This window comes from Streptomyces sp. NPDC048424, from assembly GCF_040651555.1.
In the GTDB taxonomy this organism is placed as follows: Bacteria; Actinomycetota; Actinomycetes; order Streptomycetales; family Streptomycetaceae; genus Streptomyces.
Window position 1 is genome coordinate 108,060 of the sequence record NZ_JBEZKE010000011.1, and the last position, 14,960, is coordinate 123,019.

General features: G+C 72.6%; 16 protein-coding genes. 11 read left to right on the forward strand and 5 right to left on the reverse strand.

Going from position 1 to position 14,960, the window contains the following annotated elements:
- Positions 1-56: 56 nt before the first annotated feature.
- From AB0D29_RS18170 to AB0D29_RS18180, 3 genes are read right to left on the reverse strand one after another with little or no spacing between them, the layout of a single operon-like run.
- A complete protein-coding gene (locus tag AB0D29_RS18170; RefSeq protein WP_362855286.1) occupies positions 57-485 on the reverse strand; it encodes a universal stress protein in 429 nt (142 codons plus the stop codon).
- A 9-nt stretch (positions 486-494) separates the two neighbouring features.
- Positions 495-2,003 carry an APC family permease gene (locus AB0D29_RS18175; RefSeq protein WP_362855288.1) on the reverse strand — a complete coding sequence of 503 codons (1,509 nt, stop codon included), beginning with the start codon at positions 2,001-2,003 and terminating at the stop codon, positions 495-497.
- A 50-nt stretch (positions 2,004-2,053) separates the two neighbouring features.
- On the reverse strand, positions 2,054-2,647 hold the full coding sequence (locus AB0D29_RS18180; RefSeq protein ID WP_362855289.1) for a histidine phosphatase family protein: 594 nt from the start codon (positions 2,645-2,647) through the stop codon (positions 2,054-2,056).
- 70 nt (positions 2,648-2,717) lie between these two features.
- Here AB0D29_RS18180 and AB0D29_RS18185 point away from each other — a divergent pair, with 70 nt between their 5' ends.
- From AB0D29_RS18185 to AB0D29_RS18230, 10 genes are all read left to right on the forward strand, one after another.
- A complete protein-coding gene (locus AB0D29_RS18185) occupies positions 2,718-3,476 on the forward strand; it encodes a YoaK family protein (protein WP_362855290.1) in 759 nt (252 codons plus the stop codon).
- A gap of 25 nt (positions 3,477-3,501) precedes the next feature.
- Positions 3,502-3,981 (forward strand): Lrp/AsnC family transcriptional regulator, encoded by a 480-nt coding sequence (locus AB0D29_RS18190; RefSeq protein WP_362855291.1) that lies wholly within the window; start codon positions 3,502-3,504, stop codon positions 3,979-3,981.
- A 45-nt stretch (positions 3,982-4,026) separates the two neighbouring features.
- A complete protein-coding gene (locus AB0D29_RS18195; protein ID WP_362855293.1) occupies positions 4,027-4,704 on the forward strand; it encodes an HAD family phosphatase in 678 nt (225 codons plus the stop codon).
- A gap of 123 nt (positions 4,705-4,827) precedes the next feature.
- On the forward strand, positions 4,828-6,204 hold the full coding sequence (locus tag AB0D29_RS18200; protein WP_362855294.1) for a cytochrome P450: 1,377 nt from the start codon (positions 4,828-4,830) through the stop codon (positions 6,202-6,204).
- A gap of 111 nt (positions 6,205-6,315) precedes the next feature.
- Complete coding sequence (locus tag AB0D29_RS18205; RefSeq protein WP_351286961.1) at positions 6,316-6,384, forward strand: putative leader peptide; 69 nt, start codon at positions 6,316-6,318, stop codon at positions 6,382-6,384.
- Between the two features lie 209 nt (positions 6,385-6,593).
- The gene (locus AB0D29_RS18210; RefSeq protein WP_362855295.1) at positions 6,594-7,454 is read left to right on the forward strand and encodes an ABC transporter permease; all 861 of its coding nucleotides are present in this window, start codon (positions 6,594-6,596) and stop codon (positions 7,452-7,454) included.
- Positions 7,427-8,155: an ABC transporter ATP-binding protein gene (locus AB0D29_RS18215; RefSeq protein ID WP_362855297.1), complete on the forward strand. Its 729-nt coding sequence runs from the start codon at positions 7,427-7,429 to the stop codon at positions 8,153-8,155. Before AB0D29_RS18210 ends, AB0D29_RS18215 begins: the two co-directional genes overlap by 28 nt.
- A gap of 38 nt (positions 8,156-8,193) precedes the next feature.
- A complete protein-coding gene (locus tag AB0D29_RS18220) occupies positions 8,194-9,237 on the forward strand; it encodes an ABC transporter substrate-binding protein (RefSeq protein WP_362855298.1) in 1,044 nt (347 codons plus the stop codon).
- On the forward strand, positions 9,237-10,331 hold the full coding sequence (locus AB0D29_RS18225) for an LLM class flavin-dependent oxidoreductase (RefSeq protein ID WP_362855300.1): 1,095 nt from the start codon (positions 9,237-9,239) through the stop codon (positions 10,329-10,331). Before AB0D29_RS18220 ends, AB0D29_RS18225 begins: the two co-directional genes overlap by 1 nt.
- 60 nt (positions 10,332-10,391) lie before the next feature.
- The gene (locus tag AB0D29_RS18230) at positions 10,392-11,486 is read left to right on the forward strand and encodes an FAD-dependent oxidoreductase (protein WP_362855302.1); all 1,095 of its coding nucleotides are present in this window, start codon (positions 10,392-10,394) and stop codon (positions 11,484-11,486) included.
- 73 nt (positions 11,487-11,559) lie between these two features.
- Here the strand turns inward: AB0D29_RS18230 and mltG are convergent, their stop codons facing one another.
- Both mltG and AB0D29_RS18240 read right to left on the reverse strand, forming a co-directional pair.
- The gene (mltG, locus tag AB0D29_RS18235) at positions 11,560-12,423 is read right to left on the reverse strand and encodes an endolytic transglycosylase MltG (RefSeq protein ID WP_362855303.1); all 864 of its coding nucleotides are present in this window, start codon (positions 12,421-12,423) and stop codon (positions 11,560-11,562) included.
- Positions 12,424-12,486: 63 nt separating this feature from the next.
- Positions 12,487-14,349 (reverse strand): ABC transporter ATP-binding protein, encoded by a 1,863-nt coding sequence (locus AB0D29_RS18240; RefSeq protein ID WP_362855304.1) that lies wholly within the window; start codon positions 14,347-14,349, stop codon positions 12,487-12,489.
- 132 nt (positions 14,350-14,481) lie between these two features.
- Here AB0D29_RS18240 and AB0D29_RS18245 point away from each other — a divergent pair, with 132 nt between their 5' ends.
- Positions 14,482-14,934 carry a MarR family transcriptional regulator gene (locus AB0D29_RS18245; RefSeq protein WP_362855305.1) on the forward strand — a complete coding sequence of 151 codons (453 nt, stop codon included), beginning with the start codon at positions 14,482-14,484 and terminating at the stop codon, positions 14,932-14,934.
- The last annotated feature ends 26 nt before the right edge of the window (positions 14,935-14,960 follow it).

Genomic DNA, 14,960 nt, shown 5'->3' on the forward strand with positions numbered 1-14,960 from the left:
TCGGCCATCAGCAGACCAACGGACCGGCTTTCCCGTGCGGCGGGGGCCGCCCGGGGTCACTGCGCCGGGCCGCCTTCGGTCGGCACGCACAGGACGGGCACCGGTGACAGGTGCAGGAGCTTGTGCGGGGTGGAGCCGAGCAGGGCGCCGCGGATCGGGCTGTCGCCCCAGCTGCCGACGATGATGACGCGGGCGCGGTGGCGCTCGGCGGCGTCCAGCAGGGCCTGCGCCGGCTTCTCGTCGACCACCTCGACGGTCGAGGGCACACCGGCGGCGTCGGCCTCCTCGACGGCGCGGGCGAGGGCGCTGCGGCCCACTTGGCGCACGGCCTCCCGGTGGGCGCGGTACTCCTCGCCGGCGGCGCCCGGGGCGGCCGCGCCGTAGACGAGGACGAGCGGCTCGCCGAAGGCGGTGGCCACCTCCAGCGCCACGTGCAGGGCCCGTTCGGCGCCGGGCGACTCGTCGTATCCAAGGACCACGGACATCGGGACTCCTCAGCGCTTCCTGGTGTGGACGAGCGCCGGGTCGACCACGCCCCGCCGCTCCTGCCAGAACCTGCCGTCCCGTACCCGCCAGAAGCACATGACGAGCACGCCGACGACGGCGATCGCGATCCCGATGACCAGCGGCGGGCCGAGCCCGAACCAGGAGACGCCGCTCGCCGAGTTCTCCGGGTCGGACATGTCGCCGATCGACTCCACCAGCAGCCAGGTCAGCAGGCCGGCGCCGACCACCGGGCCGACCCCGATGAGCAGGAGGTTGTGCGCGCTCTCCATGAGGTGGCGTCGGTAGTAGACGGCGCAGGCCAGCCCCGTGAGCGCGTAGTAGAAGGCGATCAGCAGGGAGAGCGCGGTGAGGGAGTCCAGGAGCGCGTTCTCGCTGATCTGGTTGACGACGAGGTACCAGCCGATGGCGATGCCGGCCACCCACCAGGTGCTCACGTCCGGGGTCCGGAACCGGTGGTGGATGTGCGCGAGCGGCGGCGGCAGCGCGTGCCGGCGGGCCATGGACAGGGCGGTGCGCGAGGCCGGGATGATCGTGGTCTGCGTGGAGGCGAGCGCGGAGGTGCAGACGGCGAGGAGCACCACCCAGTCCCAGCCGCCCATGACCTCGTGGGCGAGCACGGCGAAGATGGCCTCCTCCTCGCCCGCGTTCTCGGCGAGGAAGGCGGTGCCCGCGTACCCGACGACCGCGAAGCACACGGACAGGTAGGTGACGAGGAGGATGACCGTCGACCAGATCCCGGCCTTGCCGGGCGCGGTGGCGGAGTTCTCGACCTCCTCGGTGAGGTTGACCGCGGACTCCCAGCCCCAGTACATGAACACGCCGAGCAGCAGTCCGCCGGTGAGGGCGGCGCCGCCGGCGCCGAAGGGGTTGAGCCAGGCGAGGGACGGCTCGATCTCCTCGAGGGTGCTGGTGCCGGCGTAGATCCGGTAGATGGCGACCACGGCGAAGGCCAGCAGGAAGAAGACCTGGGCGAGGATGAGGACGTCCTGGAGGTGGGCCGAGAGTTCGGTGCCGATGACGCAGATCGCGGTCATGGCCAGGATCACAGCGACGGTGAGGGACTGCCGGATCCAGGGGTTGGCCGCCCAGTCGTCGAGCCCGAAGGCGAGCAGGCCGAAGTTGACGGCGACGTCCGCCAGCGAGCCGATGACCAGTACGCCCGTCATGGCGATCGCCCAGCCGCCGAGCCAGCCGGCCCAGGGGCCCATGGCCCGGGTGACCCACGAGAAGGTCGTCCCGCAGTCCTGGTCCACCTTGTTCAGGTAGTAGAAGGCGGCGGCGATGAGCAGCATCGGCACGAAGGAGGCCAGCATCACGCCCGGCGCGTAGATCCCGACCAGGGCCACGATCGGTCCGAGGACGGCGGCCAGGGAGTAGGCGGGCGAGGTGGAGTTCAGGCCGATGACGAGCGCGTCGAGGAAGCCGATCGCGTTGGCCTTCAGCCCCTCTTCCCCGTGGTCCGGCTCGTGTTCGACGTCCGTTCGGTCCTGGCCCATGTACGCATGGTCACGCACCCGCCGCCACCGCGCGAGGCGGGACGGGCCGGTCAGGGGCGGATGTTCCAGCCCGCGATGACCGGGAGCCCGTGTTCCGTGGAGAGCAGGCTGACCGTGCCGGTGCGCAGCAGGAAGAGCCGGCCGTCCGCGGGCTCCAGGCCCAGGTAGCGGGCGGTGAGGACGCGCAGGAAGTGGCCGTGGGCGACGAGCACGACGTCGCCGCCGTCCGCGCGGAGCACGGGGGCGACCCGGGCGAGCGCGCGGTCCGCGCGGGCGCCGACCTGGGCGGCGCTCTCACCGGGGTGCGCCGGGTCGCCGGGCGGGACGCCGTCGGTCCACAGGGACCAGTCCGGGGTGGTCTGCCGGATCTCCCGGGTGGTGATGCCCTCGTAGCCGCCGTAGTCCCACTCGTACAGGTCGGGGTCGGTGACGGCGCCGGTGAGTCCGGCGAGTTCGGCCGTGGCGACGGCCCGGTGCAGCGGGCTGGTCAGCACCAGGGCCGGGTGCCGGTCCCGGAAGTAGGGGGCCAGCGAGATGGCCTCCTCGATCCCGCCCGCGTTCAGCGGGACGTCGGTGCGTCCGGTGTGCCGTCCGCCGGCGCTCCAGGATGTTTCTCCGTGCCTCACCAGCAACAGGTCGCTCACCCCTCGGACCCTATGCCTTCCGGCATGTCGGCGCCGGGGGATCCGGGCGGGCGTGTCACTGTCGGGCGTCATGGACGAGAAGCGGAGGGCCGCGCGGACGGCCGGTTCGCAGCTCCCGCCGCACATGCCGGCGCTGATGGTCGCCCTGACCGCGGTGACCGGGGTGGTCGAGGCGGTGAGCCTGCTCGCGCTCGGGCCCGCCTTCACGGCGATGCAGACCGGCAACGTGCTGTTCCTGGCCTTCGGTGCCGCGCAGGCGGGCAACCTGCCGACGCTGCCCGCCGGGATCTCGCTGGCCGCGTTCGTCCTCGGGGTGATCTGCGGCTCCCACCTGGAGTCCGTGACGGAGACCCACGGGCGGCGCTGGTTCGTCATGGGCCTCATCGTCGAGGCCGGACTGATCCTGGCCGCCGCGGCCGCCGCCTGGGGGCTGGTGCCGCACTACGGATCGCCGACCCCTCGGCACCTGGCGGTGATGGCGGTCCTGGCGCTGGCGATGGGCATGCGCAACACCACGATCATGCGGGCGAACGTGCCGGGTGTGCCGACCACGCTGGTCACCCGGTCCATGACCGCCTTCCTCGGCGGCTCCGCCATGGGGCGCGATGCCGTCTACGGATACGGGACGGCCGGCTGGAAACTGCGCGGCCTGTCCGTCCTCGCGATGTTCGCCGGCGGGGTCCTCGGGGCGCTGCTGATCCGGGCCGGCTGCACGGTGGGCTGGCTCCTGCTGCCGACGGCCGCAGCGGTACTGGTGGTGGGCCTCGCCTACCGGGGGCAGCCCCCGCTGCACACCGGGCCCGCTCCTGGCCGGGAACGATCGCGCTGACCTGGGCCATTGGTACAGTCGCGGCATGGCGGTGGACGAGCTCGACACCCGAATCCTGCGTCTGCTGATCGAGCAGCCGCGCACCAGCGTCCGCGAGTACGCCCGGATCCTCGGCGTCGCACGCGGGACCCTGCAGGCCCGGCTGGACCGGCTGGAGCGCACCGGCGTGATCACGGGGACCGGGCCGGTCCTCTCCCCCGCCGCGCTGGGCCACCCGGTGCTGGCCTTCGTCCACATCGAGGTCACCCAGGGACACCTGGACGACGTGGGGGACGCGCTGGCCGCCGTACCGGAGATCATCGAGGCCTTCTCGATCACCGGCGGCGGGGACCTGCTGACCCGCGTGGCGGCCCGCGACAACGCGCACCTGGAGGACGTGATCCAGCGGCTGATCCAGCTGCCCGGCGTGGTCCGCACGCGGACGGAGGTGGCGCTGCGCGAGCGGGTCCCGCACCGGCTGCTGCCGCTGGTCGAAGCCGTGGGGAGGAACGTCCGCGCGACCTGACAGGATGACTGGGACAGGACACAAGCGGTAGGACGGGCATAGCGGATGATTTCCGTCATATTCGATCTCGACGGCACCCTCGTGGACAGCGAACCGAACTACTACGAATCCGGGCGCCGCACCTTGGAGCGGCACGGAGTCCCCGATTTCACGTGGGAACAGCACGCGCGTTTCATCGGCATCGGCACCATGGAGACGCTGGAGATCCTCAAGGAGCGGTACGGGATCCAGGCTCCGGTCGAGCAGCTGCTCGCCGAGCAGAACGCGGCCTACCTGGAGCTGGCCCGCACCCGGACCGAGGTCTTCCCGCAGATGCGGAAGTTCGTCGAGCGGCTGTACGCCGAAGGGGTGCCGATGGCGGTGGCCTCCGGTTCCTCGCTCGAGGCGATCGACGCCGTCCTCGCGGGCACCGGACTGGACGCGCTGCTGACCACGGTGGTCTCCGCCGAGGAGGTCGCGCACGGCAAGCCCGCTCCGGACGTGTTCCTGGAGGCGGCCCGCCGACTGGGTGCGCGGCCCGCCGACTGCGTGGTCGTCGAGGACGCGGCGCCGGGAGCGCTGGCCGCCCACGCCGCGGGCATGGGCTGCATCGTGATCCCGTACGCGACGGACATCGCGGACGACCCGGCCTTCGCCTCGGCCGGACTCCTCTTCCGTGGCGGACGCCCTCAGTTCACCGCGGACGCGGCGCACGACTGGCTGACGGCGCGCCGGACGGCCTGACGGACCGACGGCCTGTCCGGCGCGGGCGGGAGCGGGGGACGGGAACGGGGACGGGGACGGGGACGGACGAACGGCGGGGTCACGCCTCTGGTGCCCTGTGGGGGCTGCTGTCACCATGCCTGCGTGACCGCGACCCTGCCCCCGGGCACCCGGAACGGCGGCCCCCGCCGGTGGCCCCTGCTCGGGAACCTGCCCGCCTTCGCCCGCGATCCACTGGCCTTCTTCGAGTCCCTGCGCGACGACTACGGCGACTGGGTGCCGTGGGCCCTCGGCCCGCAGCGCAACGTGCTGGTCTCCCGGCCCGAGCACGCCGGTGAACTGCTGGGCGCCGTCGAGTCCACCTTCAAGCCGATGGAACTGGGCTGGGCCTTCCACCAGTTGCTGGGCGACGGGGTGGTCGTCGCCTCCGGGGACGACTGGCGGCGCAAGCGGGCACTGGTCCAGCCCGCCGTGCGACCGCGGCAGGTGCGCTCGTACGCCGCCACGATGGTGCAGTGCGCGGACGCGCTGGCCGGCGGCTGGCGCGAGGGCGAACGCATCGACGTGCACCGGGAGATGGCCGGGCTCACCCAGCGGATCGCGGTGCGCACGCTGTTCGGGAGCGACGCGGCCGGCCGGGAGGCGCCCATCAGCGCGGCGATGGCCACGGCGCAGCGGGAGCTGGGTGCGGAGTTCCGGGGGCTGACGCTGTTCCTGCCGCCGTGGGTGCGCACTCCCGGGCGGCGCCGGATGCGGGAGGCCGTGGCGGTCCTCGACCGGGAGATCGAGCACGTCATACGGGAGCACGAGGCGGCCTCGGCCGCCGGCGCGGAGCGGGACGACCTGCTGAGCCGGCTGCTCGCGGCCCGCGACGAGGACGGCCGGCCGCTCTCCCGCAAGGAGCTGCGGGACGAGTCCATCACCCTCTACATCGGCGGCCACGAGACCACGTCGACCACCTTGACCTGGGCCTGGCAGCTGCTGTCGGGCGCCCCCGACGCGCGGGCCCGGCTGACGGAGGAGCTGGACCGGGTGCTCGGCGGGCGGCTGCCGACGTACGACGACTACGCGCGGCTGCCCTGGACGCAGCAGGTGGTCAAGGAGGCGCTGCGGATCTATCCGCCGATCTGGCTGATCTCGGCGGTGGCCGCGCCGGGCGCGACCATCGGCGGGCGGGCGGTTCCGGCGGGAACGGCGGTGTGGACCAGCCCCTGGTCGATGCACCGGGACGCGCGGTGGTTCCCGGACCCGGAGGCCTTCCGCCCCGAGCGGTGGGACGCGGACGCTCCCCATCCGGTGCCCGAGCACGCCTGGTTCCCCTTCGGCGGGGGCCCGCGGGCCTGCCTGGGGGCGCGGTTCGCGCTGGTGGAGGCCGCGCTCGTACTGGCCGTGCTGGGGCAGCGGTTCCACCTGGACAGCGGGAGCGGACGGGCCGGGGTGTTCCCCGGCCTCACCCTGCAGCCGGTCGGGCCGGTCCTGGCGACGCTGCGCGCAACCGGCCCCGAACCGGGCGGAAACTGACGGACGCGCACACCGGTGTCCCGATATCGGAGACGGCGAGTCCAGCTGGCGAGACGCCATTGACCCCCGCCCGGCCGGGTGGCTACGTTTCGCCGCATGTTGCGTTCAGCCATGCTCACCACGCGCGGTCACATCGACCTGCTGCGGGTGGCCTCCGCCGCGTGTCGCCGCGGCTGCTGACGCCCTTTTCCCCGAAGTGTCACGAGCGCTCCGCGCTCTTCTCCCGCATGCCGCGAACCCGCCGGTTCGGCTGATCCTCCCGGTTCCGCCGACCCTCTCGGTTCCGTAGCCGGACCCCGTCCCGCCGTACCGGTACCGGTGCGTACGGATGCGGGTACGGCCCCGCCGCGTGCGCCCCGCCTCCTTGCCTCGCCTTCCGTGGAGCCCCCATGACCATCAGCCTCAGCCCTGCGCCGCCCGCGCCCGACATATCCCCTGAATCACCATCGGCTCTGGTCGCCGTCGTGCCGACCTCCGCGCGGCGGCGGCCCGTGCCGCGCTGGATCCGCCGGACCGCCGGCCCCCTGCTGCTGCTCATCCTGTGGCAAGTCGCCAGCAGTCTCGGGTGGCTTCCGGCCGACACCCTCGCGCCGCCGTCGACCATCGCCTCCGCCGGAGCGGACCTGATCGCGGACGGGACGCTGCCCGGCGCGATGGCCGTGTCCCTGCAGCGCGTCGCGATCGGGCTGCTGATCGGCGGTACGGCGGGAACGGTGCTCGCGCTGCTGTCGGGGCTCTCCCGGCTCGGCGAGGACCTGATCGACGCGAGCGTGCAGATGCTGCGCACGGTTCCGTGGGTCGGCCTCATCCCGCTGTTCATCATCTGGATGGGCATCGGGGAGGCCCCCAAGGTCGCGCTGATCGCACTCGGCACGGCCTTCCACCTCTACCTGAACGTGTACGCGGGGATCCGCGGCGTGGACGAGCAACTCATCGAGGCGGGCGGCGCCCTGGGGCTCGGCCGCTGGGGGCTGGTGCGGCACGTGGTGCTGCCGGGGGCACTGCCCGGCTTCATGACCGGGCTGCGCTACTCGCTCGCCACCGCCTGGCTGGCCCTGGTCTTCGGCGAGTCCATCAATGCCGATGCCGGGATCGGCTTCCTGATGAACCAGGCGCGCGAGTTCTTCCGTACCGACGTGATCGTCGTCTGCCTCGTCGTCTACGCCTTCCTCGGCCTGACCGCCGACCTCGTCGTCCGCACTCTCGAAAGGCTGCTGCTGCAATGGCGACCGACGTTCACGGGGCAGTAGCCACCGAGCCCGGTACGGCCGTCCGGGTCGCCGCACTGACCCGGTCCTTCGACGGCCGGGCCGTCATCGACGGGCTCGATCTGACCCTGCGGGCCGGGGAGTTCACCGTGCTCCTGGGCCGCAGTGGCTGCGGCAAGTCCACGCTCCTGCGCGTACTGGCGGGCCTGGACCGGGAGATCGAGGGCGAGGTGCTGGTGCCGGAGCGGCGGGCCGTGGCCTTCCAGGCGCCCCGCCTGATGCCCTGGAAGCGGGTCTGGCGCAACGTCCTGCTCGGCCTGCCCGGGCGGCCGGACCGCGAGCGCGCCGAACGGGCCCTGGCCGAGGTCGGGCTGGAACACCGTACGGACGCCTGGCCCAAGACCCTGTCGGGCGGCGAGGCACAGCGGGCCTCGCTCGCCCGGGCGCTGGTGCGCGAACCCGATCTGCTGCTGCTGGACGAGCCGTTCGGCGCCCTCGACGCCCTGACCCGGATCAAGGCCCAGCAGCTGGTGGCCCGGCTGTGGCAGCGGCGCGGCTGCGCGGTGCTGCTGGTCACGCACGACGTGGACGAGGCCGTGCTGCTGGCCGACCGCATCCTCGTGATGAGCGAGGGCCGGATCTCATATGACACCCGTGTCCCGCTGGAGCGGCCGCGTGAGGTCGGCGATGCGGGATTCGCGGCGCTGCGCTCCCGCCTGCTCGCCGAACTCGGCGTCGGCTGAACACCTTTCCTCCCCTTCAAGAGAACGAAGAGACACCCATGAGACGCCATACGCTGCCCCTGCTCGCCGCCCTCGTCCCGCTGTCCCTGGCCCTCTCCGCCTGCGGCGGGAACTCCGCGGCCGACACGGGCGCGGCCGGCCAGGAGGGGAAGGGCGGCAAGGACACCGCGGTCACGCTCAACGTCGGCGACCAGAAGGGCGGTTACGAATCGCTGCTGCGGGCCGCCGGTGAGCTGGACAAGCTCGACTACACGATCAAGTGGTCGACCTTCACCTCCGGTCCGCCGCTGCTGGAGGCCGTCAACGCCAAGGCCGTGGACATCGGTGGCGTGGGCAACACCCCGCCGGTCTTCGCGGCGGCCGCCAAGTCGAAGATCACCGTGGTCGCGGCCACGCACGGCTCCTCCGCGGGCGAGGCGATCCTCGTCCCGAAGGGCTCGGCCCTCCAGAACCCCGCCGAACTGCGCGGCAAGAAGATCGCCGTGGCACAGGGCAGTTCGGCGCACTTCCAGCTGATCGCGTCCCTCGAACAGGCCGGTCTGAAGCCCTCCGACGTCACCGTCAACTTCCTCCAGCCCGCCGACGCGCTGGCCGCCTTCAACAGCGGCGCGGTCGACGCCTGGGCGGTCTGGGACCCGTACACCTCCCAGGTGCTGCGCACCGGCGCCCGCGTCCTGGTCTCGGGCGAGGGCGCGGTCAACGGTCTGGGCTTCCAGGTGGCGGCGCCCGCCGCCCTGGAGGATCCGGCGAAGAGCAAGGCCATCGGCGACTACCTGACCCGGCTCCAGCGCGCCCAGGACTGGGTGTTCGCGCACCCGGAGGAGTGGGCGAAGGTCTGGGCGAAGGAGACCGGCCTGCCCTACGAGGTCGCCTTCGACGCGGTCAAGCGCAGCAACGGAACCCGGGTCCCGGTCGCCGTGGACGACGCGGCCGTGGTCTCCGAGCAGAAGATCGCCGACACCTTCACCGAGCTGAAGCTGATCCCCGGCAAGGTCGTCTTCAAGGACTTCGTCGACACCCGCTTCAACGGCACCCTGCCGCCCTCCACCACCGCCCCGCGCTCGTACGGGAAGGCCTCCTGATGACGGTCCGTCTGCACTGGTTCCTGCCGACCGGCGGCGATGGCCGCACCCTGGTCGACCGGCACGCCTACGCCCACAACACGGCCGCGCCCGGGGTGCGCGAACCGGACATCGAGTACCTCGCGCAGATCGCCAAGGCGGCGGAACGGCTCGGCTTCGAGGCGGTGCTGACCCCCACCGGGACCTGGTGCGAGGACGCCTGGCTGACCACCGTGGCGCTCTCGCAGCACACCGAGCGGCTGAAGTTCCTGGTCGCCTTCCGGCCCGGCGTGATCTCGCCGACGCTCGCCGCGCAGATGGCCGCGACCTACCAGCGGATCACCCGGGGCCGGCTCCTGCTCAATGTGGTGACGGGCGGCGACTCGGCGGAGCAGCGGCGGTTCGGGGACCACCTCGACCACGACCGCCGGTACGAGCGGACCGCCGAGTTCCTGTCCGTCGTACGGGGGGCTTGGCGCGGGGAGCCGTACGACTTCCACGGCGAGCACTACCGGATCGACGGCGGGCTGACCGCGCTGCCGCCCGACCCGCTGCCGGAGATCTTCTTCGGCGGTTCCTCGGCGGCCGCGGGGCCCGTCGCCGCCGAGCACGCCGATGTGTACCTGACCTGGGGGGAGCCTCCGCAGCAGGTGAAGGAGAAGATCGACTGGATCCGCTCGCTGGCCGAGGAGCGCGGGCGGACGGTCCGCTTCGGCATCCGGCTGCACACGATCTCGCGGGATTCCGCGAAGGAGGCCTGGGGTGCGGCGGACCGGCTGCTGGCCGATCTGGACGAGGCGGACATCGCCAGGGCGCAGTCGCTGCTGGGCGCGAGCGAGTCGGTGGGCCAGCAGCGGATGCTCGCCCTGCACGGCGGTTCGCGGGACAAGCTGGAGATCTCGCCGAACCTGTGGGCGGGGGTCGGACTGGTCCGGGGCGGGGCCGGCACGGCGCTGGTCGGCAGCCACGGCGACGTCGCGGACCGGATCGAGGAGTACCACGCGCTCGGGATCGAGAACTTCGTGCTGTCGGGCTATCCGCACCTGGAGGAGGCCTACTGGTTCGGCGAGGGGGTGACCCCGGAACTGGCCGCGCGCGGGCTGTTGGCGCCGTAGGACGGCGGCCTGCGACGGCCGGCGGGGAAGATCCCGCGACCCCCGCCCGTTGGTAGAACCGTGAACGATGTGACGCGGGACGTGGACACGGTGGACGTGGCGGACGTGGTGGTCGTCGGCGCCGGGCAGGCGGGCCTGTCCAGCGCCTACCACCTGACGCGGGCGGGGCTCGACCACGTGGTCCTGGACCATGCGCCGCGCCCGGGCGGGGCCTGGCAGTTCCGCTGGCCCTCGCTCACCTACGGCAGGGTCCACGGGATGCACGCCCTGCCCGGCATGGAGCTGGTCGGCGCCGACCCGCTGCGGCCCTCGTCCGAGGTGATCGGGGAGTACTTCGGCGCCTACGAGGACCGTTTCGACCTGCGCGTACGGCGTCCCGTGGACGTCTCGGCCGTGCGCGAGGGGGACGGCGGCCGGCTGCGCGTCGAGACCTCGGCCGGGGTCTGGTCGGCCCGGGCCCTGATCAACGCCACGGGGACCTGGGACCGGCCGTTCTGGCCGCGCTACGCCGGCCAGGAGACCTTCCGGGGCCGGCAGCTGCACACGGCGAACTACCCGGGGCCGCAGGAGTTCGCGGGGGCGCGGGTGATCGTCGTGGGCGGCGGCACATCGGCCGTGCAGCACCTCCTGGAGATCGCCGAGGTGGCGGCGGAGACCACCTGGGTGACCCGGCGGCCCCCGGTCTTCCGCGACGGCGGCTTCGGCGAGGCCGAGGGCCGGGCCGCGGTGGCCCTGGTGGACGAGCGGGTGCGCCGGGGGCTGCCGCCGCAGAGCGTGGTCAGCGTGACCGGGCTCCCGCTGAACGAGGCCGTCCGGGCCGGCCTGGCCTCGGGGGTCCTGGACCGCCGGCCCGTCTTCGACCGGATCACCGCCGGCGGCGCCGTGTGGGCGGACGGGAGCCGCGTGGACGCGGACGTCATCCTGTGGGCCACCGGGTTCCGCGCGGCCGTCGACCACCTGGCCCCGCTGCGCCTGCGCGAGCCGGGCGGCGGCATCCGGGTCGAGGGGACCACGGCCGTGCGCGACGAGCGGATCCACCTGGTCGGCTACGGCCCGTCGGCGTCGACCATCGGCGCCAACCGTGCGGGCGGGGCCGCGGTCCGCGAGATCCGCCGGCTATTGGCGCGCGAACGGGTGGGCGCGCCCGCGGCCTGACCCGACCGCCCTCGTCCGGTCCCGGGGACGGCTCCGGTCTCGGGAACGGCGCCGATCTCGGGAACGGCGCCCCTCATTTCCCGGGGGCACCACCCTGACCCGCACGGGAACCCGCGTGGGCGCGGGTCCGGTTGAAATCCGCCACGTGCTTCTTGTGCTCGTCGTAGGTCGTCGAGAAGCGGGTGTCCCCCGGCTTCACGGTGACGAAGAACAGCCAGTCGCCGGGCGTCGGCGCGACCGCGGCCGCCATGGCCTCCAGGCCCGGGCTGTCGATCGGGGTGGGCGGCAGGCCCTGGCGCTCGTACGTGTTGAAGGGGCTGTCGATGCGGGTGTCGCTCAGCTTGGTGTCCACGGTGCTGCGGTTCAGCGCGTAGTTGATGGTGGAGTCCATCTGCAGCGGCATCGACTTCGCCAGCCGGTTGTGCACCACGCGTGCGACCTTGCCCATGTCGGCGCGACCCTCCGCCTCCGCCTCGATGATGCTGGCCAGGGTGGCCGTCTGGTACGGGGTCATCCCGTGGGCCTTGCCGCCGTCCGCGACGGCCCTGGTGGCGAGCTTCTCGTTCGCCGTCCGCACCATGTGGGCGAGGATGGTGGCCGGGGTGGACTTCGAGGTCACCGGGTAGGTCGCCGGGAAGAGGTAGCCCTCGGGGTTGCCCTTCGCCTCCGCGGGCAGGGCCAGTCCGGCAGTGGCCACCGCCGACTTCGCGGATCCCGGCGGGAGCTTCAGCTCGCGGTCGATGGCGGCGTACACCTGTGGGGCGCGCCACCCTTCGGGGATCACCAACTGGCGTGGCTTCTCCGGCGCTTCCCCCTCCCTGAACAGCGGGATCAGGACTGCGGCACCGAGGGCCAGCAGCGTGCCGAGGAAGAGCGCCAGCCGGCCCCGGCGGGTGAGCCGGGAACGGCGCTGCGGCGGCAGGTACTCATGACGCATGCGGCAACGCTAACCCGCGAATCATCATATTTCCGGCAGCCTGCCTGTGCGCCGGTCATACGGTCACACGTTCACCGGAGCGAGCTGGAGACCCTCGGGCGGCTCGGGCGCCAGCGCGGCATCCCGGTCCCGGCGGACCAGGGCGGCGTACCGGCCGTCCGCCTTCAGCAGCTCCTCGTGCGTACCGCGCTCGGCGATGCGGCCCGCGTCCAGGACCACGATCTGGTCGGCGTCGCGGACGGTGGAGAGGCGGTGCGCGATGGTGATGGTGGTGCGGCCGGCGGAGAGGTGGTCGATGGCCTGCTGAACGGCGTGTTCGGTACGGGTGTCCAGGGCGCTGGTCGCCTCGTCGAGGATCAGCACCGGCGGGTCGCGCAGGATGGTGCGGGCGATGGCCAGCCGCTGCTTCTCGCCTCCGGAGAACCGGTATCCGCGCTCGCCGACCAGGGTGTCGTACCCGTCGGGCAGCGACGAGATGTGGTCGTGGATCTGCGCCGCGCGGGCCGCTTCGGTGATCTCCTCGTCGGTGGCGTCCGGCTTGGCGAAGCGCAGGTTGTCCGCGACCGAGGCGTGGAAGAGGTACGTCTCCTGGGAGACCACGCCGATGGAACGGGCCAGCGAGTCGAAGTCGAGGTCGCGCACGTCCACCCCGTCGAGGGCGACCCGTCCGCCGGTCACGTCGTAGAGCCGGGGCACGAGGTAGCTGAGGGTGCTCTTGCCGGATCCGGTCGGACCGACCACGGCGAGGGAGCCGCCGGCCGGGACCGTGATGTCGATCCCCGTGAGGGTCGGGCCGCTCTTGGTGTCGTACGCGAAGTGCACGTCCTCCAGCGTGACCTCGCCCTTGGCGCGGTCCAGGCGCACCGGATCGGCGCGCTCGGTGATGTCCACCGGCAGGTCGAGGTACTCGAAGATGCGGGCGAACAGCGCGAGCGAGGTCTGTATCTGCACACCGGTCGACAGCAGGCTCACGGCGGGCCGGAAGAGGCCCTGCTGGAGGGTGACGAAGGCGACGAGGGTACCGACGGAGAGCGAGGGGGCGCCCGTCTGGAGGGCCAGGCCGGCGGCCCAGTAGATGAGCGCGGGCATCGCCGCCATGACGATGCCGATCGTGGACATCCGCCAGCGGCCGGCCATGCTGGAACGCACTTCGAGGCCGACGAGCTTCTCGGACTCCTCGGCGAAGGCGGAGGTGAGCGACTCGGAACGGCCCATGGTGCGGCCCAGCAGGATGCCGCTCACCGAGAGCGACTCGGTGACGGTCGCCGCCATGGTGGCCATCTGCTTCTGCCGCTTCGTGGTGATCCTCTTGCGCTCGTGGCCGACCCGCCGGCTGATCCAGACGAAGAGGGGGAGCAGGAGCAGCGAGACGAGGGTGAGGCGCCAGTCGAGCGCCAGCATGGCGACGACGGAGGCGATGACGGCCGTCAGGTTCGAGACGAGCGAGGTCGCGGTGGAGGTCACGGTGGCCTGCATGCCGCCGATGTCGTTGGCGATGCGGGACTGCACCTCGCCGGTGCGGGTCCGGGTGAAGAAGGCCAGAGGCATCCGCTGCAGCTGCGCGTAGACGGCGGTGCGCAGGTCGTGCATGACGCGCTGGCCGACGGTGGTGGAGATGAAGGTCTGGAGCACGCCGAAGACGCTGGTGACGACGGCGGTGAGGATCATGCCCAGCGCGAGCAGGCTGAGCAGCCCGGTACGGCCCTGCGGGATCGCGACGTCGAGGATCTCCCGCAGCAGGAACGGCGAGGCGACACCGACCAGCGAGGAGGCGCCGACGAGCAGGCCGACGGCGGCGAGCCGGCCCCGGTAGGGCCGGAAGAGCGTCACGATGCGGCGCAGCTCCCGCGGCTGTTCCGCCGGGGCGGGGCGGGCCGGATCGAGGGGGTCTTTCGATGGGATCCACTTCGGTTCGTCGTGCGGCATGGGCGCCCTCTCAGGGGTCGGGAGTCAGGGTCGAGGTCTTCGCGGAGTCCCCTTCGGCAAGGTCGGGGCCATTGGAGCATAGGTCATTGTTACCTATGCTCACAATGAACTGCATCCTGATATTGTTCCCGCATGAGCTCCGCCTCCGACACCGATCGCCTCCTCGCCGAACAGCTCCTGCGCCTGACGCGCAGGCTCCACCGGATCCAGAAGCGCCACATGGAGCCGCTCGGGATCACTCCCGCCCAGAGTCGGCTGCTGCGCCTCGTCTCGCACTACGAGGGCGAGCGACCGCCCCGGATGGCGGACCTCGCCGCGCGCCTGGAAGTCGTCCCGCGCGCCGTGACCACCCTCGTCGACGGCCTGGAGGCGGCCGAGTGCGTGCGCCGCGCGCCCGACCCGGCGAACCGGCGCGTCATCCGGATCGAGCTCACCGACACCGGCCGCGCCACGCTGCGCCGTCTGCGCAACGCGCGAACCGATGCGGCAGAGGAGATCCTGGCACCGTTGACCGCCGACCAGCGCGACGTGCTCGGCGGCCTGCTGAACGCCCTGTCGGACGCGCCGGCGGAGCGCACCTGCTGAGTAGGCCACCCGTGGGCCTCGATGAG